The 24,228-nt window shown below is 66.2% G+C and carries 11 protein-coding genes and 1 pseudogene; 4 read left to right on the forward strand and 8 right to left on the reverse strand.

Features of this window, described 5'->3' with window-relative positions; genetic code table 11:
• Position 1 precedes the first annotated feature (1 nt).
• Entirely contained in the window at positions 2 to 3,670 is a 3,669-nt protein-coding gene (locus tag C5O79_RS19845) for a type VI secretion system Vgr family protein (RefSeq protein ID WP_131931578.1), read from the reverse strand.
• A gap of 356 nt (positions 3,671 to 4,026) precedes the next feature.
• Between C5O79_RS19845 and C5O79_RS19850 the strand changes: the two are divergent.
• Together C5O79_RS19850 and C5O79_RS19855 are read left to right on the forward strand one after the other, a co-directional pair.
• Positions 4,027 to 4,802, forward strand: a pseudogene (locus C5O79_RS19850) (ISL3 family transposase); the annotation flags it as partial.
• Between the two features lie 488 nt (positions 4,803 to 5,290).
• A complete protein-coding gene (locus tag C5O79_RS19855; RefSeq protein WP_046548390.1) occupies positions 5,291 to 5,491 on the forward strand; it encodes a membrane protein in 201 nt (66 codons plus the stop codon).
• A 479-nt stretch (positions 5,492 to 5,970) separates the two neighbouring features.
• On the opposite strand, the gene blaPEN-bcc is transcribed toward C5O79_RS19855, so the two are convergent.
• Complete coding sequence (blaPEN-bcc, locus tag C5O79_RS19860) at positions 5,971 to 6,909, reverse strand: PEN family class A beta-lactamase, Bcc-type (protein ID WP_122476470.1); 939 nt, start codon at positions 6,907 to 6,909, stop codon at positions 5,971 to 5,973.
• A 128-nt stretch (positions 6,910 to 7,037) separates the two neighbouring features.
• On the opposite strand from blaPEN-bcc, the gene penR reads away from it, so the two are divergent.
• Positions 7,038 to 7,928: a beta-lactamase transcriptional regulator PenR gene (penR, locus tag C5O79_RS19865; RefSeq protein ID WP_046548392.1), complete on the forward strand. Its 891-nt coding sequence runs from the start codon at positions 7,038 to 7,040 to the stop codon at positions 7,926 to 7,928.
• Positions 7,929 to 8,429: 501 nt separating this feature from the next.
• Here penR and C5O79_RS19870 read toward each other — a convergent pair.
• The 5 genes from C5O79_RS19870 to C5O79_RS19890 all read right to left on the reverse strand — a co-directional run bounded on the left by C5O79_RS19870 (position 8,430) and on the right by C5O79_RS19890 (position 20,795).
• On the reverse strand, positions 8,430 to 8,681 hold the full coding sequence (locus C5O79_RS19870) for a hypothetical protein (protein WP_011354368.1): 252 nt from the start codon (positions 8,679 to 8,681) through the stop codon (positions 8,430 to 8,432).
• A 96-nt stretch (positions 8,682 to 8,777) separates the two neighbouring features.
• Positions 8,778 to 11,000 (reverse strand): amylo-alpha-1,6-glucosidase, encoded by a 2,223-nt coding sequence (locus tag C5O79_RS19875; protein ID WP_046548393.1) that lies wholly within the window; start codon positions 10,998 to 11,000, stop codon positions 8,778 to 8,780.
• Positions 11,001 to 11,157: 157 nt separating this feature from the next.
• Positions 11,158 to 18,267, reverse strand: a complete 7,110-nt coding sequence (locus C5O79_RS19880; protein ID WP_131931580.1) for an autotransporter-associated beta strand repeat-containing protein — start codon at positions 18,265 to 18,267, stop codon at positions 11,158 to 11,160.
• Between the two features lie 593 nt (positions 18,268 to 18,860).
• The gene (locus tag C5O79_RS19885) at positions 18,861 to 19,520 is read right to left on the reverse strand and encodes a YdcF family protein (protein ID WP_122476474.1); all 660 of its coding nucleotides are present in this window, start codon (positions 19,518 to 19,520) and stop codon (positions 18,861 to 18,863) included.
• A gap of 234 nt (positions 19,521 to 19,754) precedes the next feature.
• Positions 19,755 to 20,795, reverse strand: a complete 1,041-nt coding sequence (locus C5O79_RS19890) for a rod shape-determining protein (protein WP_046548396.1) — start codon at positions 20,793 to 20,795, stop codon at positions 19,755 to 19,757.
• 269 nt (positions 20,796 to 21,064) lie between these two features.
• On the opposite strand from C5O79_RS19890, the gene C5O79_RS19895 reads away from it, so the two are divergent.
• Positions 21,065 to 23,491, forward strand: a complete 2,427-nt coding sequence (locus tag C5O79_RS19895) for a patatin-like phospholipase family protein (protein WP_046548397.1) — start codon at positions 21,065 to 21,067, stop codon at positions 23,489 to 23,491.
• Positions 23,492 to 23,548: 57 nt separating this feature from the next.
• Here the strand turns inward: C5O79_RS19895 and C5O79_RS19900 are convergent, their stop codons facing one another.
• Positions 23,549 to 24,172 (reverse strand): NAD(P)H-dependent oxidoreductase, encoded by a 624-nt coding sequence (locus C5O79_RS19900; protein ID WP_122476476.1) that lies wholly within the window; start codon positions 24,170 to 24,172, stop codon positions 23,549 to 23,551.
• Between the last annotated feature and the right edge of the window lie 56 nt (positions 24,173 to 24,228).

The following is a 24,228-nucleotide window of genomic DNA, read 5'->3' on the forward strand; positions in this document are numbered from 1 at the left end:
ATTAAGAGTCATAACCAACCCTCCACAACTTGTTCGTTGCGAGCGAAAACTGCCTCCGCACGTACTCCAGATAATATGGCTTGATAGCCGCCGTAACACGGTCATCCTGCAATGCGGCATTAGCACCATCACCCATAACATTTGCACCAACGTAAGTTGCATCGGTTTGAGAATGCCCTTGCCAAACCATTGCGCCAGCCTTCGCGTCGACCAGCGAAAAATCTATCTGCTCATCCTTGATATAGGCTTCGTGAAGCCAGCCACCTTGATCGTAATATTCATCGGGAAAGTTAAAATAATGTCCACACTCATGCGCCTCAACATTTGCATCAGGGTAATCATGTAAAACATGATTCTTATCCTTCCACTTGTGCTTCTCTCCCCACGCCCCTGTATCTGCCCGAAGCACGAATGGAAACAGCTTCAACGATACATGCGGATTGAATCCGTTAATCGGCGCTCCCTTGATCGATACACGAAAATCGACCTTGAATTTAACTTTCACCCGGCATCCACAAGCCGCCCCCTTGGAACAACCGTCCAGGATCAACTTGTAACCGCCCTGATTTAGTACAGCCTCGATACGGCTTTTTAGCGCCCTGACATCAAATTTTGACCCAACCTCATGGCGATAATCCATTTTCACGCCCTGCCTCACCATTCCTGGCATCATCGTCGAGTGGGCAGAGAACTCGTATGGAACCGTCGCTTTGGCTGCAGGCACCGACGTGTCACGTGCTCCTTTCAGATCGACGGGAAACAGGTCCATCGGAATCAGTATTGCGCGAACCGTGCAGGTAATCGACTTGTCCTCTTCGCTGTATGAAAATTCATAATTCGAACCTCTCGAACCTCCCCCTCTATACTGTGTTTTGGTATTGGGGTCAATCCACTTGGTCCGATTATTCAGCATCCCCCAATATGGCTTGCTCTCGACATGCTGGCTGACATCCGCTTTGAGGTCTGTGATTTTCCAGTCGCAGGGAACGGCGTTCGCCAGCTTGATGGGATCAGGTGCAACGACAGCTTGCTGATCGCCGGGGCTATTCAGTGTGACCTTGGCCCTAGGCATTTCTGAATCCACGTTCGAAGGCTTTCCGTCAAACGGCGAATACGCAGACGCGCCTGGTGGCAGAGCATCGGTGGATTTACGCGAGAAAAAGTCGCTAAGCGGTGACGGCGCGGCCACCCCTCCATCAGGCGACGGCGCGGGCGGCACTGCTCCTGTGTTACCCAGCGACGCCCACTGCGACGGGCTCGGTTCAGGCGCAGGTGCGGGGGAAGGAACGAAGGCCGGGTTAGTACGCCAAACTTCACACGCTGTCGTGTACGGCACGAACGCAGGAGCGAACGCCGCGCCGCACAGGTCCATCTGTGCAGGCCCGGCCCCCTTCACACCAGCCGTGCGGTACAGCACGCTGCCGCGCGAACCGATCTCGACGCCGCCCCCGTTGATCTTCACGTAGGTGCCGCTCACGTTCAGGATGATTTCCTTTGCGGCCTTCACGTGAACCACGCCGTTGACCGACTCGACGGACATGTCCTCCTGCGACGCGAGTTGCATGCGGCCACGCTGCGCCTGCGCGACGAAATCACCCGCCGACGCAATGAGGCTCATGCCCTTCTGCGCAAACATCGACAGCACGTCTCCCGCTGCGGCGGTGAAGCGCCTGAGCGTACTGAAATGCACTCCTTTCTTTGCGGTGCCGATGATAGGGCCGTCTGCGGCAAGGTGCATCCCGTCCGCTGAAACAACACCGACCGGCCCCGGCCCCGTGACCAGGACGCCGGGCTTCTTCAATTCCTTCAGGCCATCACGGATCGCCTGCTGCGCATCCAGATCGGCGGGCGATGCCTTCGACGCTGCGGCAGAATCCGCAAGTGACTTGACGAACACCTGGTGATCCGCCAATTGCGCATCCGTCTCGTCCATGGCGAGCACCTTGCCGCTGCCGCCGCCCTGGTTGTAGGCCGTCAGCATCGCACCAGCCCCACCACGGGTGACGGCGTGACCCGAAGTCTTCAGCTCCGCACCCGCACCGCGCTCTTTCAGTTCACCGTCCGGGATGAAACCGAGGTTGAGCTGCGAGCGGCCCGAGTGCTCGGTGCTGAGTTCGATTCCTTCCTGGTTGTCAAAGTCGTCCATCCACAGCTTGTTACCCGACTGCGTGCGGATTTCGTTACGTGACATACGCCGCCGTGACGAATTGATGAGGTCGGGACGCTCGTTGTTCGGAGCGAAGCCCACGAGGATTGGCTTGTTCGGATTCCCTTCGCGGAAACCCACGAGCGCTTCATCCCCGTCCAGCGCGGGCATGTGCATGCCCGTGTTGTTCTTGCCCGAGAAGGGCTTTACAAGGCGCAAAGGGACGCTCTCCGCGCCTTTGGGCCAGTTGCCAAAGTCGCAATGGAAACGCGCAATGTACTCCCCCTTGGCAGTGAGGTAGGCAAATTTGTATTTATCAGGAGAGCAGATCGTTGCACCAAGTGTGCCATGTATCCGGGGCCACCGGCTTTCATCGACAATCATGCGATAAGGCCGTTCAGCCGGAATGGCAGTGAAGCGGTTCATGTAGCTCGCGTCGCGCGCCCCAATGTGCACGACCTTTGTGACGAACATGCCCGACTTCGTATCTTCAAGCTCCCGGTCCGAACGCACGATACGGCCCGGCCTGAGCGCAAGGACAGTCGACTTGACCTTGTACCGGACCTGATGCGCAAGCGCAGCCTCAAGCCGCAACTGTGCCTCGCGCTTCGCGCCCTGGGCGTCTTCGTGATGCGTGCCCCACACGTAGGGCGTGCCGATCATCGTCGGGTCGTCCCATGACGGCTCGCTTTCGTCACGAAGAACCTCCCAGGCGTTTTCCGGGTTGTAGTCCGCAACGACAAAGGATTCCGGCACGGTGCAGGTACGTACCTTGAAGGAAAAGACGGATTCCTCGAACGTTGACAACCCGGCCGTGGGACGATCCGGCACGGTAACGTAGGGCCGTTCGTAGCCGTCGATGTCATCGGCAATGACCAGCACTTCGCCGTACTCGCCGGTCGTCGTGAAACAGAATAGGCCAGCCTGTTCCATTTCCAGTCTGATATAGGCCCAATCGCCCATGTTGTACTGGAAACGGAAATCATGTTTCGGATGCTCACGCCGCAAGCGAAGTTCGATCTGCATCCAGAAGCGGATTTCGTGGCGTTCAAGGATTGCCTTGATGATCTCCCACGATGTCATCCGCTGGTACGTGACGCAGTTGCTCGGGCCATCGAGAAGGGCAAGCCGCTGCCGGATCACGACGTGGTAAGTACAACCGTCACGCGACTCCGATACCAGATCGAAGCGCGACACGTAGCCGTTGAACTTGCGCAGTTCGCGCCCATCCTCGGGATGGATCGAGAATTCCGCGAACTGCCCGAGCACCCTCTTTCTGCTTACCGGCTCCCGCGTCGTAATCACGGCCTTGATGCGGTACGGTTCGCAGATTTCCTCATGCACTTCCCACGACACAACCGACGCATCGGGTGCGGACTTCGGCTTGCCTGTTTCCCTGTCAGCCTGCTGCGGCTTGCGCGGCATTAACTTGAGATGAGCCAACTGCCGCCCTGTCAGATATCTCGTTATTCGATCGGCTTCCGCCATAAATAGCCCGCCATAATAAGTTACGCTCTTTTCCAACCCGTTACATCACCATTGAACACGTCATGCGTCAACTCGTTTAAATTTAGATAGTTAGTCATGGAAATTGTTTACGGCTAGCCGAAGTACTTTGATTCATGACACGCCAATACGACCCCTATGGATACATCACTTACAAGTGATACTCGGCACATCACGAAACAGATCAACATATAGATAAAACATATATTTATCATCAATAGGAATCCTGTATTTTTTAGACAAGAAGCGATCCCATCTGGGTGGGAAAAATCGAGGGAACGCTGATCGATACCGTGAACGGTCACGGATCGTGCATGCCGTCGTCACTGGCTCCGGCAGACCGTCGCAATGCGCTGACTGCCGCCAGAGAACCCATGGCCGAGCCGGACTGGTCAACGATCCGTTATCGGGCAATGGACGAAGTCGCGCTGCACAAGGGTCATCGCTACGCCGCAGTGGTGATTGATCCGATCGGCCGGCAGATGCTCTGGGTCGGTCAGGGACGCTCGAAAAAAAACGGCCCGCGCCTTTTCCGAGCAACTTCCCGAGGGCGTCGCCGAGCGCACCGAAGCGGTCGCGATCGACATGACCACGGCCTATGAGTTGGAGATCAGGGAAGAGTGCCCACGAGCGGAAATCGTCTTCTATCTGTACCGCGTTGTGGCCAAGTACGGGCGCGAAGTGATCGACCGCGTACGGATAGATCGAGCCAACCAACTCCGACATGACAAGCCGGCCCGGAAGGTTCTGAAATCCAGCCGCTGGCTATTGCTGCGCAACCGCCACAATTTGAAGCCGAAACAGGCCGTGCACCTCAAGGAGTTGCTGGCCGCCAATCAGCTGCTGTTACGCGTCTATGTTCTGCGCGACGAACTCAACCGGCTCTGGTTCTATCGCAAGCCAGCCTGGGCGGAAAAGGCCTGAGAACAGTAGATCGAACAGGCCCAGCAAAACGGAATCGCTGCCCTGCAAAAAGTTCGCCCGGCGCTTGCTGGGCTATTGGCACGGCATCGTGGCTCGTTGCCGCCACCCGGTCAATACCAACGTCGTCGAAGGCATCAACAACACCATCAAGGTCATCAAGTGTCAGGTTTATGGGTACCGCGCCGAGGAATACTTCTTCCTGAAGATCCGCGCCGCCCCCCCCTAGTCCGCGATGAACCCAAAGTTACCCACAGTTTTTGTTGGCAAGTTTGTGGATATCCTGCGCACCGCAGCGCTAAACCCTTGATCCGATGGACGTTGGCACGCGTGATGCAGACGAAGCCCGTGCGACCTCGTCATACACACCGCTTCGCCGCACTTCGCGTCACGACGCCACGGCCACGCGCGGCGCCACTTACCCACAGATTTTGTTGGCAAGCTTGTGGATATCCTGCGCAAGCCTGCGCTAACCCGTTGATCGGGCTACGGTTCATGCTCGGCGTCACGGTTGCGGCACCCGACGGCCCGGGCCTGCGCGCAAGCGCACGATCCCGCGCAAAAGCAGCGCATCACCGTCGCCTTGACGCTCGCGCCCGCCACGCGTCAAGATCTCGCGAGCCGCACGCGGCCGCGCATCATCGGCTTTGCACGACGGCTCAACGGGCCGGCCATTCCGCCGGCGCCGCACCACGACACCTCTCTCCGAGGAAGACCATGGAACACTTCACCGCGTGGCAGCTGGTCGTCTCACTCGTGCTGGTCGCCGTCGTCATCTATCCGTACGTCCGCATCGTTCGGCGCACCGGGCATTCGGGCTGGTGGATCCTGACGATGTTCGTCCCGGTCCTGAACTTCATCATGTTGTGGGTGTTCGCGTTCGCGCGCTGGCCCACCGTCGACGATCGGCAGCCCTGATCGTCGCCCTCGCGGCCGCCAGGCTTGTCCACAGATTTTGTTGGCAAGCATGTGGATAGCCTGCGCATACCGCGACCAAGCGCTTGATCCGTAAGACTTTGTCCGCGCCGCTTCAAATGCGGCACGGCGGCCGGGAAAGTGCCGCTCGCACGCCCGTTCGACACGTGACGGGCACCTTCCGCGCGAGCGAACCGGCTTGTCCACAGATTGTGTTGGCAAGCGTGTGGATAGCCTGCGCATACCAAGGCCAAGCGCTTGATCCGTAAGACTTTGTCCGCGCCGCCTCAAACGCGGCACGGCGGCCCGCGCCGCGCCCGATGCGGCCGCGCGCGGGCTTGTCCACAAATTTTGTTGGCAAGCATGTGGATATCCTGAGCATGCGTGACCTAAGTCGTTGATCGCACAACGTTTGATCACGCGGGTCACGGTTGCGGCACGGCATGCACGCGGATCGCGTCACGCACGTCGCGCCGTCCGCCTCAACCGAATGCCCGGACCACGATGCGTGCGACCGACGCAATCACGTCGTCCTTCGCGCGCGCATCGGCACGCGTCTGCGTGTAGTACACGGCCAGCGCGATCGGCGCACCCGACGGCGACCACATGACACCCGCGTCGTTGGTCGTCCCGTAGTCGCCGGTGCCCGTCTTGTCGCCGACCGTCCACCCGGCCGGCACGCCCGCACGGAGCCGCTTGTCGCCGACCTTGTTGCCGCGCATCCACGTGACGAGCTGCGCACGCTGCGCGGCCGGCAACGCATCGCCGAGCATCAGCACGCGCATGCTCGCGGCCATCGCGGCCGGCGTCGTCGTGTCGCGCGGGTCGCCCGGCAGCGCGGTATTCAGTTCGGTCTCCCATCGATCGAGCCGGAACGCGTCGTCGCCGATCGAGCGCGCGTAAGCCGTCACCGCCGACGGGCCGCCGAGCAGCTTCATCAGCAGGTTCGCGGCCGAGTTGTCGCTGTACTGGATCGCGGCCTCGCACAGCGCGGCGACCGTCATGCCGTCGTCGACATGCTTCCCCGACACCGGCGAATAGTTGACGAGATCGGCCTTGGTGTACGTCACGCGCTGTTGCAGCAACGCCGGTCGATCGACGCTCTGCGCCAGCACCGCCGCGCTCAGCATCGCCTTGAACGTGCTGCAGAACGGGAAGCGCTCTTCCGCGCGATGTTCCGCGCGCCGGCCGGTCGCGATGTCGATCGCGCATACGCCGAGGCGGCCGCCCGCGCTGCGTTCGAGCTCGGCCAGCATCTGCGCGGCGGCAGCGGGCATCACGGCCGCCGCCGCAGCCGCGGCTGCGGCAGTTGCGTCGTCCGGCGCCGCGGCCTGCCGCGACGCGCACGCGGCAACGGTCAACGCAAGCGGCGCCGTCGCAGCGGCCAGCAACAGGGTTCGACGTTTCGATGAGTAGGTCATGTCGGTTGTCTCGTGGTGGAATGTGAGCGAAAAGGTGTTGAACACGCCCGGCCGGCGAGACAGCACTATCGAGACTTTACGGTTGCCTGACAAGCAAAGATAATTGAGCGCTGACCAAAGAAATTCTTATGACCAAGCTCCGCCCTCATCTTCCGCTCAATGCGCTGCGCGCGTTCGAATCGTCCGCGCGCCACCTGAACTTCACCCGCGCCGGCCTCGAGCTGAGCGTGACCCAGGCCGCGGTCAGCCAGCAGGTGCGTTCGCTCGAGGAGCGTCTCGGCTGCACGCTGTTCACACGGCTGCCGCGCGGCCTCGGGCTCACCGACGAGGGGCGCGCGCTGCTGCCGGTGCTCAGCGACGCGTTCAGCCGCATCGAGACCGTGCTCAAGCAGTTCGACGGCGGGCGCTTCCACGAGGTACTGACGCTCGGCGTCGTCGGCACCTTTGCCCTAGGCTGGCTAATGCCGCGCTTGAAGCAGTTCGGCGATACCCACCCGTTCGTCGAGCTGCGGATGCGGACCAACAACAACGTCGTCGACCTGGCCGCCGAGGGCCTCGACTTCGCGATTCGCTTCGGGGAAGGCAACTGGCCGACCACGCGCAACGAGCGTCTGCTCGACGCGCCGCTCACCGCGCTGTGCGCGCCGGACATCGCGCGGCGCCTCGCGCAACCGGCCGATCTCGCGAACGAAACGCTGCTGCGCTCGTACCGCACCGACGAATGGCACGGCTGGTTCGACGCCGCGCAGCTCGCGCCGTGGGCGGTCAACGGGCCCGTGTTCGATTCGTCGCGGCTGATGGTCGAGGCTGCGATGCAGGGTGCGGGCGTCGCGCTCGCGCCGGCGTGCATGTTCGCGCGCGAACTGCAGCTCGGCCTCCTCGTGCGGCCGCTCGACATCGACGTGCGCGCCGGCGGTTACTGGCTCACCTCGTTGAAGTCGAAACCGCTCACGCCGGCGATGACGCTCTTTCGCGACTGGATCGTGGCCGAGGCGGCCGCCACGGCGCAGGCCGAGTGACACGGCCCGGCTTGTCCACAGAAAGTGTTGGCAAGGATGTGGATATCCTGGGTACCCGGTGCCTAAGCCCTTGATCGCGCACGAATTAGCGTGCCGACGCAGACATCGGGCAGCCACTGTTCGCGGGCTTCTCGAGCCGGCCCCGGACGGGCCGATCCGCAACTGTCGCGACGCAATCGATTGCGAGTTGTCCACAGAATATGTTGGCAAGCCTGTGGATATCCTTCCAATGCGGCGCGTAACACCCTGATACAAAAGAGGATTCGATTCACGGACCTTGCGAGGTCAACCCTGTGGCAGCACCGGCGCCTTCGCACGGCCCGCGCCGCACCCGGCTCGGGGTCGAACGGTTCTCCACAGATTGTGTTGGCAAGCTTGTGGATATCCTGCGCACCGGCCACCTAACTCATTGAGCGCACGGGGTTTTGTGCTTCGTCTACAGAATCGGGCAGCCCCGGCGCTGCCCGTGCGGCAAGCGCCGGGGCCGAGGCCATCCGGGCATCAATGCCGGTCGAGCCCGCCGCGCAATTCGCTCGCCTTGTCGCGCAGCGCCTCGTAACCCGAGCGCGCGTGCTCGGGCAGGTCGGGATCGCCGATCAGCGCGCCGAGCGTTTCGATCAGGCTGAACAGGATGCCTTTCGCCGCGCCGACCGCGATGCTCTGCGATTCGATCGACTTGTGCAGGTGGTCGACCGCCGCTTCCAGATTCTCGAGCTTGTGCTCGCTGTCGTCGGGCCGGTTGTCGGTCGTCATCGTCTACCTCCGCCATCGTTCAAGGGTCATGTCACGATTCTATGCCGCTGCACGCGAACGTGGCGCGACATCGCGCAACGTTCGCGCAGCGCCGTGCTACAGCACCGCGACCACCTTCACGCGGCCCGGCTGCTCCGCCGCCGCGACGACCTGCCCGTCGACACGGCGGAACGTGAGCGACACGGTTTCGTCACCGACGCGCAGCGCGTCGATCCGCAGCCAGTCGACACCTTCCGGCAGCGTCGGGCGCTCGACGCGCACCTCGTGGCGCGATGCGTCGATGCTCACGCCGAGGCAGGCCTGCAGCATCATGAACGGCGCACCGGCCGCCCACGCCTGCGGCAGGCAGGCCACCGGATACGCGGTCGGCGGTTCGCCGCGCCGGCGCGGGAACCCGCAGAACAGCTCGGGCAGGCGCATCTCGAAGCTCACCGCCGCCTCGAACAGCGCGCGCAGCAGGTTCACCGCGGCTGTCTTGTCGCCGTAGCGCGCCAGCCCGCGCGCGATCAGCGCATTGTCGTGCGGCCACACCGAGCCGTTGTGATACGCCATCGGGTTGAAGCGCGGCTGGCCGGCCGCGAGCGTGCGGATGCCCCAACCCGTCTGGAACAGTGTCGAGCCGAGCACCGCGGCGACCGCCGCGCCGCGCTCGGCGTCGGGCAGCCCGAATGCGAGCAGGTGCCCCGCGTTCGACGCGAACACGCGGCACAGGTCGCCATGACCATCGAGCGCGATGCCGTAGAAATCGCCTTCCGGCATCCAGAACAGCGCGTCGACCTGCTCGCGCAGCGTCTTCGCGCGCAGTGCGTAGCGCGTGGCGTCGATCGCGTGGCCACGCCGGTGCGAGCACATCGACATCGCATCGAGCGCCGCGCACGCATACGCCTGCACTTCGACGAGCGCGATCGGGCCGTCCGGGAAGCGACCGTCCGCGTGGAACACCGAATCGTGGCTGTCCTTCCAGCCCTGGTTCGCGAGGCCCCGCTCCGACGTGCGCTGATAATCGAGCAGTCCGTAAGGATTGCGGTCGCACTTGTCGATCACCCATTGCGCGGCGCGCTCGAGCGCGGGCCACAGCTCGTCGATCAGCGCATCGTCGCCGGTGCGTTCGACGTACGCGCCCGCGAGCACGATGAACAGCGGCGTCGTATCGACCCCGCCGTAGTACAGCGCGAACGGCACCTCACCCGTCGCGGCCATCTCGCTGCGGCGGAACTCGTGCATGATCTTGCCGGGCTCCGCGTCGCGGAATGCGGAAGTCTCGCGCGCCTGGTGCTCGGCCAGGAACCGCAGCACGCCGCGCGCGAGCGACGGCTGCAGCCACAGCATCTGCAGCGACGTGATCACCGCGTCGCGGCCGAACGGCGTCGAGAACCACGGAATGCCCGCATACGGGTACGGCCCCGTGTCGAGCTGCGTCGTGAGCAGCCCGAGATCCGCGAGCGAGCGGTCGAGCCACGCGTCGAACAGCGGATTGCCGGTGTTCACGCGCGCCATCGATTCGCGCCGCGCGCGCATCTCGCGATGCACGCCGACGAGCGCGGTGCGCAGCGCGACGCGGCCGCATCCCGGCCCTTCCGCATGCGCGGGGCCGAGCGTCGCGTCGACGGTCAGGTAGATCGACACGCAGGCCTGCGCGGCGATCGTCAGCGTGTAGTCGGCACGATCGACCGACAGCGCATCGGGCGCCGGCGAGAAATGCACGGTCACGTTGCGCTCGACGCTGTCGAGGCCGTCATAGCGCAGCCGCACCGCGCCCGCGTCGACGCGCGGCGCCGCCACGGTGCCGCGCTTCGGGCGCTGCGTGCCGCGGACTTCGAACATGTCCTTGAAATCGGCCGCGAACGACAGCGACAGCGGCACCTCGGCTTCGCTCGCGCCGTAGTTCGTCAGCGTCAGCGCTTCGTAAAGCACGTCGCCCGCGAGCACGCGCATCCGCTCGATGTGGATCACGCCCTCGGGCGTTTCGTGGCCGCCCAGCGGCGGCAGCGGACGGTTCGTCAGGTGTGCGGTGAACGACGCGTTGTCGGCGCTCGTCGCGCCCGACAGCAGCGACGGCGCGCGGCCGCCGAAGGTCAGGCGCCACTTCGACAGCACGCGCATGTCGTCGACGAACAGGCCGTCGTCGTGACCGCCGATGTCGCCGAGCGCATCGCTGACCACGAACGCGTCGCCGGATTTCAGGACGTACTGGTTGTTGCGTGCCAGTGCCTGCGGATCGGCTTCGGGCGCGATGAAGGCGGGGCCGGACGCGGGGGTCGGGGCAACAGGCGCGACTTGCGGCGCCTGGGTCGTCGTGGCTTCAGCGTGATTCGGCATCGATGCTCCTGTGTCGGGTCGCAACGCGCGGCGCGTCGCGTCGCGTGTTTCGCACAGGATAGGACAGAACGGGGAACGTGCGCAGCGAGGAAAAAGACGCGATGCCATGCGACGTGGTCGTCGCCGCATGGCATCGCGCAGGCACGTCAGGCGCTGGTCAGAACTTCCACAGGATGTTGCCGAGGATGGCGTTGTCGCGCACGCCGCTGCCGTACTGGCCGCTGTACGTGAGGCCGAGCGTCAGGCGCTTCGTGATGTTCGCGTCGATGCCGGCCTCGAGCACGGCGCTGTCGCGAGCAATCGGCACGCCCGATACCTGGAACGAGGTACCGCCGTTCGCGAACGTGAACGCCGACGACGGCGTCACGTTGCCGAACGCATGCCGCCAGCCGACCGTCCCGCGCGCGGTGAACGTGCCGCTCGCGATCGAGCCGAGCTGCGACGCCGCGCGCACGCCGAGGGTCGAGAAGCCGACGTGCGTCGTCTCGCCGCCGGCGCGCAGCGCGGCCGCGCCACCGGTTTCCGTATAGCCGTCGGTGTGCAGGTTCACATACGCGAGGCCCGCGAACGGCTCGATCGCCACGGGCCCGACCGGCAGCGCATAGCCGACTTCGCCGAACACCTGCGCCGAATTCGCGTCGTAGCCGGCCGAATCGTGATCGGAGAAGCCCGCGAAGCCCGGCGAACGGTCGCTGTTGATGCGGTACCACGTGTACGACGCGCCGCCGCGCACGCCGAGTGCGCCGTACTGCGCGCCGCCGTACAGCGACAGGTAGTAGCTGTTCACCGACGCCGACGAACTCTGGTCGTTGTCGAGCGAGCTGTGCGTGACGCCTGCGGCCAGGCCCGCACGCCACTTGTCGTTGAGCGCCATGTCGGCACCGGCGATGAAGCCCGTCATGCTGCGGTTGACCGTCGACGCGTTGCCGTCGCCGGTGAGCCGGCTGCGGCCGCCGAACGCCTGCCCCCAGACGACCGGCTGGTAAGGCGTGCCGCCGTAGCAGCCGTCGCGCGAGCCGATCCGGCGTTCCGGCGGCAGCGTCGGGTCGACCGCGCCGGCCGTGTTGTCGCCGCACAGGGCCGCACCACCCGACGACAGCGCGGCGAGCGGACCCGATCCCGGCGCGAGGCCCTGGCGGACGCGGTCCGTCACCGCGTCGCGCACATAGCGGCTGTCGAGCAGCAGCATGCTCTTCAGGCTCGCCTGCAGTTCGCCGTCGAGCTGCCCGTACGCGCGGCGTGCGGTCGTCGCGTCGGTCGTCATCACGGCGTCGTACAGCGGGTTGCCGGCGCCGAGCCCGCCGAGCGCGGCCGCGACCGAGCGCTGGTTCGGCGTCGTCGCGACATCGGAAAACGCGGTACCGTTCGAGACCAGCCGCAGGTACACGTGATCCGGATCGTAGCTAAGCGTCGGCGTGAGGAACGCGTAGTTCGCATTCACCTGGCTGAACGTGCCCTGCACGCCCGACCCTGCGGTGAGGATCGTATAGGTCGTGCTCGGCTGGTAGCCGCTCTGGTTCGCGAGCACCTGCACGGTGCCGCCGTTCAGCGTCGCCGTGCCGCTTGCCGCGAGACTGCCGCTTTGCTGCGGCGTGGCCACGACCTGGAACGTCGAGCCCGGCTGGAACGTGACGTTGCCGCCCACGTTCAGCGCCGCGCCCGGCTGCGACGCGGCTGCAGTCGCGCCGCCCTGCACCACGAGGCCGCCGATCGTGCCGGTGCCCGTGACCGTCGCACCGCTCTGCACGGTCACGGTCGACTGGCCGAGCGACCCGTTGACGGCGAGCGTGCCCGCGCTGACCGTGGTCGGGCCGCTCAGCGTGCTGGTGCCCGTCAACGTCAGCTGCCCGCTGCCGGCCTGCGTGAGCGAACCGGTGCCGGACAGCACGCTTGCGATCGTCACGTTGCCGGATTGATTGACGATCAGCGCGCCGTTGTCGACGACATTGCCGGCGATGCTGCCCGACGTGCCGCCGTTGCCGAGTTGCAGCGCGCCGCCGGCCGCGATCGTGGTGCCGCCCGTGTACGTGTTCGCGCCCGTCAGCGTCTGGACGCCGGTGCCGGCGATCGTCACGCCGCCCGCGCCGCCGATCGTCCCGCCGAACGTGCCGTTGCCGCTGCCGTTCAACGTCAGTGCATTGGCGCCGAGATTGACGGTCGCGCCGGCCGCGCCGTTCAACGTGCCGATCGTCTGCGTGCCCGTCGCACCGCTCACGTCGAACGTCGCACCTGTGCCCGCGAGATTCACCGCGCTGCCCGACGCGAGGCTGCCGCCCGCGCCGAGCGCCAGCGTGCTGCCGCCGTTGATGGTCGTGCCGCCCGTGTAGGTGTTCGCACCCGTCAACGTCTGCGTGCCGGTGCCCGCGAACGTCACGCCGCCCGCGCCGCCGATCGCGCCGCCGAACGTGCCGTTGCCGCTGCCGCTCAGCGTGAGCGCATTCGTGCCGAGGTTCACGTTCGTGCCGGCGCCGCCGCTCAGCGCCCCGACCGTCTGTGCGCCCGACGCACCGCTCACGTCGAACGTCGCACCCGTGCCCGCGAGATTCACCGCGCTGCCCGACGCGAGGCTGCCGCCTGCGCCCAACGCGAGCGTGCTGCCGCCGTTGATGGTCGTGCCGCCGGTGTAGGTGTTTGCGCCCGTCAGCGTTTGCGTGCCGGCGCCCGCGAACGTGACGCCGCCGGTGCCGCCGATCGCGCCGCCGAACGTGTTGTTGCCGGCGCCGTTCAGCGTGAGCGCATTGGCGCCGAGGTTCACGTTCGTGCCGGTGCCGCCGGACAGCGTGCCGAGCGTCTGCGGTCCCGATGCACCGCTCAGGTTGAACGTCGCGCCCGTGCCGGCGAGGTTCACCGCGCTGCCCGACGCAAGACTGCCGCCCGCACCCAGCGCCAGCGTGCTGCCGCCGTTGATGGTCGTGCCGCCGGTGTAGGTGTTCGCGCCCGTGAGCGTTTGCGTGCCGCTGCCGGCAACCGTCACGCCGCCCGCACCGCCGATCGTCCCGCCGAATGCGGCGTTGCCGCTGACGTTCAAGGTCAACGCATTCGTGCCGAGGTTCACGTTCGTGCCGGCGCCGCCGCTCAGCGCACCGATCGTCTGCGCGCCCGTCGCGCCGCTCACGTTGAAAGTCGCGCCCGTGCCGGCCAGATTCACCGTGCTGCCCGACGCGAGGCTACCGCCCGCACCCAGCGCCAGCGTGCTGCCGCCGTTGATGGTCGTAACACCGGTGTAGGTGTTCGCGCCCGTCAGCGTCTGCGTGCCGGCGCCCGCGAACGTCACGCCGCCGGTGCCGCCGATCGCGCCGCCGAACGTGTTGTTGCCGCTGCCGTTCAGCGTGAGCGTATTCGCGCCGAGATTGACGTTCGTGCCTGCGCCGCCGCTCAGCACGCCGAGCGTCTGCGCGCCCGATGCGCCGCTCAGGTTGAACGTCGCGCCCGTGCCGGCGAGCGTCACCGCGCTGCCCGACGCAAGGCTGCCGCCCGCGCCCAGCGCCAACGTGCTGCCGCCGTTGATCGTCGTGCCGCCCGTGTACGTGTTCGTGCCGGACAGCGTTTGCGTGCCCGTGCCGGCGACGGTCAGGCCGCCGGTACCGCCGATCGTGCCGCCGAAATTGCCGCTGGCGGTCCCGCTCAACGTCAGCCCGTTGCCGCCGAGGTTCACGGCCGAGCCGGCGACACCGCTCAGTGCGCCGATCGTCTGTGCGCCCGTCGCGCCGCTCAGGTCGAGTGTCGCGCCCACGCCGGCCACGTTCACCGCGCCCGTCGCCGCCAGGCTGCCGCCGGCACCGAGCGCCAGCGTGCCCGCGTTGATCGTCGTGCCGCCCGTATAGTTGGCCGCGCTCGTGAGCGTCGTCGTCGCCGCGCCGTCCTTCACGAGGGCACCCGCGCCGGTGATGCCGCCGTTCAACGAAAGCGCGTTGCTGCCGCCGAGCGTCAGCGTCGCGCCCGTGCCGAGATTGACCGCGTTGTTGACCGACAGGCTCGCGCTCGTGTCGAGCGTCGCCGCGCCGCCGACGTTCAGCGCGCCGCCGCCGAGCGCCCCGTTGTTGCCGAGCACCAGGCCGCCGCTGTTCAGGTTCGTGCCGCCCGTATAGACGTTCGCGCCCGTCAGGGTCTGCGTGCCGGTGCCCGCCAGCGTCAGGCTGCCCGTCCCGCCGATCACGCCGCTGAAGGTGCCGCTGGCGGTCCCGCCCAGCGTCAGCCCGTTGCCGCCCATGTTGACGAGCGTCCCCGCGACACCCGACAGCGCACCGATCGTCTGGGCACTGGTCGCCGTGCTGAGGTCGAGCGCCGCGCCCGCGCCTGCCAGGTTCACCGCGCCCGTCGCCGCCAGGCTGCCGCCCGCGCCCACCGCCAGCGTGCCCGCGTCGATCGTCGTGCCGCCCGTGTAGGTGTTCGCGCCCGTCAGCGTCGTGGTCGCCGGGCCATTCTTCACGAGACCGCCCGCGCCGGAAATGCCGCCGCTCAACGCGAGCGCATTGCTGCCGCCCAGCGTCAGCGTCGAACCGTTCGCAAGATTGACCGCGTTGGTGACCGACAGGCTCGCGTTCGTATCGAGCGTTGCCGCGCCTGCGACGTTCACCGTGCCGGTACCGAGCGCGCTGTTGTCGCCGAGCACCACGCTGCTGCCGCCGTTCAGGTTCGTGCCGCCCGAATAGGTGCTCGCGCCGTTCAGCGTCTGCGTGCCGGTGCCCGCCAGCGTCAGGCTGCCGGTGCCGCCGATCGCGCCGCTGAAGGTGCCGCTGGCGGTCCCGCCCAGCGTCAGCCCGTTACCGCCCAGCGCGACATTCGTCCCCGCGACGCCCGACAGCGCACCGATCGACTGCGCACCGGTCGCGGCGCTCACGTCGAGCGTCGCACCCGCGCCGGCCAGGTTCACCGCGCCGGTCGCCGCGAGGCTGCCGCCCCCGCTGATCGCCAGCGTGCCCGCGTTGATCGTCGTGCCGCCCGTATACGTGTTGGCGGCCGTCAACGTCGTGGTCGCCGCGCCGTCCTTCACGAGAGCGCCCGCGCCGGTGATGCCGCCGTTCAGCGTGAGGGCATTGCTGCCGCCCAGGGTCAGCGTCGAACTGGTGTTGAGGTTGACCGCGTTGTTGACCGACAGGTTCGTGTTCGTATCGAGCGTCGCCGCGCCGCCAACGGTCAGCGCGCCCGTGCCGAGCGCCGCATTGTTGCCGAGCACCAGGCCGCCTGCATTCAGGGTCGTGCCGCCGGCGTAGTTGTTCGCGCCGGACAGCGTCACGGTCGCCGCGCCGTTCTTCACGAGACCGCCGCCGCCCGAGACCGTGCCGCTCAGGCCGAGATTCGTGCTGCCGCCGAGTGTCAGCGTCGTGCCGGTGGCGATGTTGACACCGTTCGCGAGCGACACGTTGGTGGTCGCGTCGAGCGTCGACGAGCCGTTCACGTTCACCGCGCCGAGGCCGAGCGCCGTATTGCTGCCGACGGAGAGGTTGCCGCCGTTCAGGTTCGTGCCGCCCGTGTAGGTGTTCGTGCCGGACAGCGTCTGCGTGCCGGTGCCCGTCAGCGTGACGCCGCCCGTGCCGCCGATCGAGCCGGCGTACGTCGCATTGGCGCTGCCGTTCAGCGTCAGAGAATTGCCGCCGAGGTTCACGTTGGTGCCGGCCGCGCCCGCCAGCGCACCGATCGTCTGCGTGCCCGACGCGTTGGTCATGTCGAACGTCGCGCCCGCGCCGGTCAGGTTCACCGTGCCGCTCGCGGACAGGGTGCCGCCCGCCCCCAGCGCCAGCGTGCCGGCGTTGATCGTCGTGTCGCCGGTGTAGGTGTTCGCGCCACTCAGCGTCAGCGTGGCCGCACCGTTCTTCACGAGGCCGCCGTTGCCGTTGATGCTGCCGGCCAGCCCGAGATTGTTGCTGCCGCCGACCGTCAGCGTCGTGCCCGTGGCGAGGTTGACGGTGTTGTTGAGCGTCGCGTTCGTACTCGAGTCGAGCGTGGCCGAGCCGTTGACGTTCAGCGCACCGGTGCCGAGCGCCCCGTTGTTGCCGACCACGATGCCGCCGGCGTTCAGGTTCGTGCCGCCCGTGTAGGTGTTCGCGCCGGACAGCGTCAGCGTGCCGCCGTCGTTCTTCGTCAGCGCGCCGCCGCCCGACACCGTGCCCGACAGCGTGAGCCCGGTCGAGCCCTGCACCGTCAGCCCGCCCGCGTTGAGCGTCACGTCGTTGCTGACGTTGAGCCCGGCCGTACCTGCCTGCAGCGCGCCGCCGGTGGCCGTGATGGTGCCCGTGCCGAGCGACGCGTTGTCATTGATGATCGCGACGCCGCCTGCCAGCGTTGCGTCCTGCGCGGTCGATGCGCCATTGATCGTCCAGTTGCCGCTCTGGACGTTCAGGTGATTGAAGTTGATGTAATTGTTGACCGCGATCGTGCCGTTCGCGCCGGCCCCCTGCTGCAGCTTGAGCGTGTTGTCGCCGCCCGCACCGCCATCGACCGTGCCCGTCGCGGCAACGCCGAGCGTGACCGGGCCGACCGTGATGTTGAACGCGCCCCCGATGCCGCCGGCCGTGTTGACCGACGAGCCCGTCACCGCGGTAAACGAGTTCGTGCTGTTCGCGCCCATCGACACGCTGCCGTTGATCGTGCCCGAGTTGACGAACGTATTGCCCGCGCCGGGCGTGCCGTTCGAACCGAGCGACACGCGGCCGGTGATCGTCCCGCTGTTCGTCATGTTGACCGTTGCGCCACCGTACGCGGCGACCACAGGCGCGTCCGCGCCGGTGAGGGTCGCGCCGACCAGCGGGTTCGAGCCGATCGTGCCGGTGTTGTTGATCGTCGACGTGCCGCCGGTTCCGTTCTGGACCGACAGCGCCATGCCCGTCACGCCGCTGATCGCCACGCCGGTCGAACCGTTCATCGTGCCGTTGTTGGTGACGGTGGTGCCGGCGCTCGCCGCCGCGTTGCCGATCACCGCGCCGCTCGACAGCACGCCGAGCCCGGTGCCGAGCGCCGAAGGGTCGATCGTGCCGTTGTTGGTCAGCTGCGTATTGCTGCCCGTCAGCGACATCGCGGTGCCACCGACGCCGAGCAGCACGCCAACGCTCGCGCCGGGGTTGACGGTCGCGTTTATATTGTTTGCGCTGTTCGAATAGCTCGGTGCAAGCGGGTTGGCGACCCCGGAGCAGGTCACCGTCGTGCCCGCGGTGGTACAGGTCGCATAGGCGGGCACGATACCGGCGCCGGACAGCGCCAGAAAAACACCCGTCGGCAATAACAATTTCGGAAACGGTTCGCCGGATTTTTTCGAACGTGCAAGATTCATGCTTTCCCTCAATTATGTTATTGGAATTGGCATTACCGTGAAATCGAACAGCGGCCGCAGATAATCGCGGACAAAAGCGTGCCCCCCCGGCTGCCGCGATGCGACGCCGGTTAATTCATGGACGAATCTTTAATTGCCCCGGGCAGGCAGGCGTGAAACTAGTCGAATGACATGTCGGTGGCCCCTGTTTCTTCTGCAGCGATTTTCTGGTTGATTTGATTACCGCCCTGCTTTTGTCAGACAAGGCTAGCTCAAAAAAACAGGCTTTTCCAGTCGATCTTTACCCTTGCATATCGGGGGATGCAATGAGCGCGCATTTTTTACTTATCGGAGCACTTCAGACAGGTAACTTCGTATGCCGCCTGTCAACCGGTTTGATATTCCTCAAAAAATACGGGAATCACCGTATCGGTGAAAATACCGATATCGGCGCGATTAACACGATTATTTATTGCAACGCAATATTCGCACGCCCGAAAAATATCGACACGAGATAAATCTCCACGCCGTCATTCATCAGACGAAATAAAGCAAATCCGGCAATTACCCGATCCTTGGATTTCCGTCGCGCATCGGTCGAACACCATCCCGCGTTACGAAAACAGGCTCATCAGATAAAGCATCGGCCGGAACGAGACAGGCCGCGCATCGGGGTTCACCCACAGCCGCACCGCATACACCGCGTACGCCGGCACTTCGCGCCAGCTCGAATAGACGTCGCGCAACTGGAAACGGCGCGGATACGCGGCGGAGATGTCCGCCCGCGCGATGCCGACGCGCTCGAACGCGAGGCGCGCCCGCGCGAGGTGGTAATACTGGCTGACGATCACCACGCGCGACACGTGATGCGCCTGCAGATAGGCGAGCGTGTGCTGCGCGGTCGCGAGTGTGTTGTCGCCCTGGTCGTCGACCACGATCCGGTCGGCCGGCACGCCGCGCGCCACGAGATAGTCGCGCATCGCGGTCGCCTCGTTCAGCCCCGGGCCGTCGATCGCGCCGCTGACGAGGAACGCCGGGCACTGCCCCGTGCGGTAGCAGCGCACGCCCACGTCGAGCCTGGCGGCGAGCACGGGCTTCGGCGCGCCGGCCTCGTCGAGCGCGTTGCCGAAGATCACGGCGACGTCGGCCGGCTCGCTCGGCATCCGCATCCCGTACGCGACGAGCGCAACGGCCGCGACGATCCAGAGGCTGGCGACGACGGCCAGCAAGCGGCCCAGGCGGGCAAACACGCGCCGTTTGGTGTGGTTTTCCAAGGTTTTCGGTCTCTCAGGTCGTCGGGCGTAGCGGCTTGCCCGGCCCCGGACGGGCGCGTAACGCTAGCACGGTGCGCGTTCGGGTGTCCACGCAACGGACCAATGCCGGACGGTGAACGGCGTTCCTGAAAGCCGGCTGGAGACACGTACCCGGCGACGCGGGTACGCAATACGGAAATCGAAAGAGTGTGAATGCGCGCGCCGCTCGGCGACGCCTGGCCGGCACGACCCGAATCAGTCGGCCTGGCACATCGTGAGCCGCCCCATCGCCTCGCCTGCGCCGCGCACCGCGCAGGTGGCCGGCTCGTCGGCGATCCGGGCAACGAGCCCCGTCTCGTCGTACAGCAGGCGCTCGAAATCCGCGAGCAGCGCACCGCCGCCCGTCAGCACCACGCCGCGATTCGCGATGTCGGTCACGAGCTCGGCCGGCGCGTTCTCCAGCACCGACTTCACCGCGCCGATCACCTGCTTGAGCGGCGCGGCCAGCGCGTCCGCCACGTCGTGGTTGGACAGTTCGATCGAGCGCGGCAGCCCGTCGCCGACACCCCGCCCGACCGCGCGCGTCGACCGGCGCGGCACCGCGCTGGTGGCCGAACCGATCGTCTGCTTCACGTGTTCGGCCGTCTGTTCGCCGAGCAGCACGCCATACAGGTTGCGCACATGGTTGACGATCGCCGCGTCGAACTGGTTGCCGCCCACGCGAATCGCCTCGCGGTAGACGATGCCGCCGAGCGCGATCACCGCGACTTCGGTGGTCCCGCCACCGATATCGACGACCATCGAGCCGACCGGCTCGGTCACCGGCAGGCCCGCGCCGAGCCCGGCCGCGAGCGATTCCTCGATCAGTTCGACCTCCGATACACCCGCGGCGAAGGCGGCCTCGCGGAGCGCGCGGCGCTCGACGGCCGTCGCGTCGGACGGCACGCACAACGTGACTTCGACGCGGCGGCCGAAGCGCGAACGCGTGCGCGACATGTCGATGAAGCTGCGGATCATCTGCTCGGCCGCGTGCGCGTCGGCGATCACGCCGTGCCGCATCGGCCGCACGGCTTCGAGATGCCCCGGTTCGCGGCCCAGCAGCGCCTTCGCGAGCTCGCCGACGGCCTCGAGCGTCGGCCGGGCGTCGGTCGCACCGGCACCGGCCTTGCGGAAGCAGACGACCGACGGCTGGTTCAGCACCACGCCGCGTTCGTGCGTATAAATCCGCGTACTCGCCGTTCCAGGGTCGATCGCAACGGGTTGCGCAAACAACTTTCCGAACAGCGGTGTCGACATATCAAACCTTTGTAATCGAGCGGACCTGGGCAGCCGCGCTGCATTTTGCCGCGCGTCCATGCCGCCCCATCACGAACTTAGCGGCAAATCGTTCCGATACTTTAGGCAATTCCGATGATTTTTTCGCGAAACAATTGTCAAAAGTGCCGGCCAGGATGCCTCCGGCTACGCGACAGCCTCTCGCATTGCGCGTGTAAAACACGGTAATCTCTCGGTCTTGCCTGCTCCCGGCAGGCCTCAGACGCCCGATCACGCCAGGTATTTCCTCCATGACAGCGACCGTTTCCTTCCGCTGGGCGCGGGTGCGCCCGCTTTGCACGACGCTCGTCGCCTTCTGGTGCTGCACGGTCGCCGCGCAACCGCTGCCGGCCGCCGACTCCGCCGCCGCGGCCGCGGTCACCGCCGCCGTCCCGATTGCCGCGCCGGTCGCTGCCGCCAGCGCGCCGGCTGCCAAGCCCGCCGCATCCGGGCACACCTGCGACGCCGACGGCGGCCCGGCCGGCCGCCCGTCGGTCGGCCTCGTGCTGTCCGGCGGCGGCGCGCGCGGCTACGCGCATCTCGGGGTCCTGAAGGTACTGGAAGACAACCGCATCCCGATCGACTGCATCGCCGGCACCAGCATGGGCGCCGTGGTCGGCGGCCTGTACGCGAGCGGCATGGCCGCCGGCGAGATGCAGAAACGGCTGTCGGAGGTCAACCTCGCCGACATCGCATTCGACGTGACGGAGCGCGCGGACCTGCCGCAAACCAGCCGGGAGGACGAGCGCCTGTACATCAACGGGCTCACGCTCGGCTTCGGCAAGAAAGGCGTGAAAGTGCCGGTCGGCCTCGTGCAGGGCAACCGGCTGCAGGCGCTGCTCGCGAGCTGGACGGCCGCTGTGCCGACCAACCAGCCGTTCGACCGTCTGCCGATCCCGTACCGCGCGGTCGCGACCGACCTGCAGACGGGCCAGATGGTGGTGCTCGACCACGGCTCGCTGCCGCTCGCGATCCGCGCGAGCATGGCGATGCCGGGCCTGTTCGCGCCGGCCGAAATCAACGGGCGCGCGCTCGTGGACGGCGGGCTCGTCAGCAACCTGCCTGTCGACACCGCGCGGCAGATGGGCGCGAACGTCGTGATCGCGGTCGACATCGGCTCGCAACTGCGCCCGCTCGACGCGCTCGCGTCGCCCGCCGACGTGATGCAGCAGATGGTCGGCATCCTGATCCGCCAGAACGTGACCGCACAGCGCAAGCAACTCGACGCGCAGGACGTGCTGCTCACGCCGGACCTCGGCTCGCTCGCGTTCACCGATTTCCAGAACGCCAAGCAGGCGATCGCCGCAGGCGCTGCCGCCGCGACCGCGGCCCTGCCGAAGCTGAAGCGCTTCGCGCTCACGCCGGAACAGTACGCGGCCTACCGGTCCGCGCACGCGCAGCCGCTGCCGCCGCCGATCCGGATCACGCGCATCGACATCAAGACCTCCGGCGGCGTGCCGAAGCGGGTCGTCAGCAACGCGCTGCACGTGAAGCCCGGCGACACCTACGATCCGGACACAGTCAGCCAGGATCTGCTCGGGCTCACGACGGGCGGCAACTTCGAGAGCGTCACGCAGCAGATCGTGAGCCACGGCAACGAAAACGTGCTCGAGATCGACGCGCGCGAGAAATACTGGGGGCCGAACTTCCTGCTGTTCGGGCTCGGCATGTCGAGCAGTTCGACCGATGAGGGCGGCTTCCGCCTGCACGTCGGCTACCGGCGGCCATGGCTCACCGAATCCGGGCTCGAATTCCGCGCGGACACGACGATCGGCAGCGACCTGCAATCGGCGCGCATCGAGTTCCGCCAGCCGCTGTCGATGGCATACGGCGTCTATCTGTCGCCGTATGCGGAATACCAGCGCCGCTATGCGAACCTGTACGACGACAGCGGCGACGTGAAGATCACGCAGTACCTGATGCAGACCGCACGCGCCGGGCTCGATTTCGGCCTGCCGATCGGGCGACTCGGCGATTTCCGGATCGGCCTCGGTTACGTGACCGGGCACGGCTCGCCGACCTACAACCTGCCGTTCGACGACGGCAACGGCCAGACGCTGCTGTGGCCGAGCTTCACGTCGCAGGCGCTGACCGCGCGCGCGCGGCTCGTCATCGACCAGCTCGACGATCCGCTGTTCCCGCGCAAGGGCTATTTCACCGAGCTGCGTATCGAACGCTCGCTGGTCTCGCGCAACGGGGGCTCGGCGTCGAACTTCGACGACAGCATCAACAACGCGCCCTACACCGAGATCTACGGCAAGGCGATGGTGGCGCAGCAGTTCGGCCGGCACAGCGTCAGCGCGACGATCGAGGGCGGCAAGAGCATCGGCGGCACGAACCTGATCAACGCGTTCAATTTCACGCTCGGCGGCTTCCAGCATCTGTCCGCGTATGCGGCCGACCAGTTGAACGGCAACGAGCTCGCGTATGCGCAGGTGACCTACATGAACCAACTGATGACGTTCAACGCATCGCCGATCAAGGCGCTGTCGGTGGGTGCCAGCGCAGAAGTCGGCAACGTCTGGTCGAGCGGCCAGCAGATCGGCGGCGGTGCGCTCAAGCAGAGCTATACGTTCTTCACGAGCCTGTCGACCGCGTTCGGGCCCGTGTACATCGGCGTCGCGCTCGCGCCCAGCGGCCGCCGCAACTTCTACCTGCAGCTCGGCCGTACCTATTGAGCGTGCGCGGATGCCGCTCCGGCGGCCTCCGCATCTGCCTCGCGCCGCCCGGCCGGGTCAGAACTCCGCCGCCATCGCGACCGCGCGGGCTTGCGCCCGTTCGATGCTGTCGCTGGCCCGCGCGCCCCACGTGTGTTCGACGGTCAGGCTCCTGACCTCGCTCACGCCGATGAACCTCAACCAGAATTCGATGTAGTCGGCCTGATGCCGGAACCCGGGATTGTCGGCGCCCGCACCGGGTTCCCGGCTTTGCCCGCGAACATGGATCACCAGCGCGCGCGGAATCTCCAGCAGCGGCGCGTACGCGTTGCCGTCGAACGTAAACAGCATGTTCCGCTGGCTGACGAGATCGATCAGCTGCTTGAGCTTGTACGGATAGCCGAAATTCCACATCGGCACGCCGACGACGATCCGGTCCGCCTCCTGAAAGCGCGTCACGAGCGACTGGATGCGCCGCCAGATCGACTGCTCCGCCTCATCCATCGGCGCGTTCGCGACGCCCTTGTACTTGGCGCCGATCGCATCGCTGTCGAAGTCCGGCAAGTCCTCCTCCCAGACATTCAGCGTATCGACGTCGATCGTGGCGCCTGTCTCCCGGTACGCATCGACAAAGGCATTGGCGACCGCGATCGAAGCCGACCTGGCGCCGCGAGGAGAAGACACGATATTCAAAAGCCGCATGATGTGTGACCCGGACAGGAATGCATGAACAACGGGGCAGCCATCATGGCGGCCCC

The sequence above is a fragment of the Burkholderia sp. SRS-25 genome (genome assembly GCF_004343765.1).
Classification (GTDB): Bacteria; Pseudomonadota; Gammaproteobacteria; order Burkholderiales; family Burkholderiaceae; genus Burkholderia; species Burkholderia contaminans.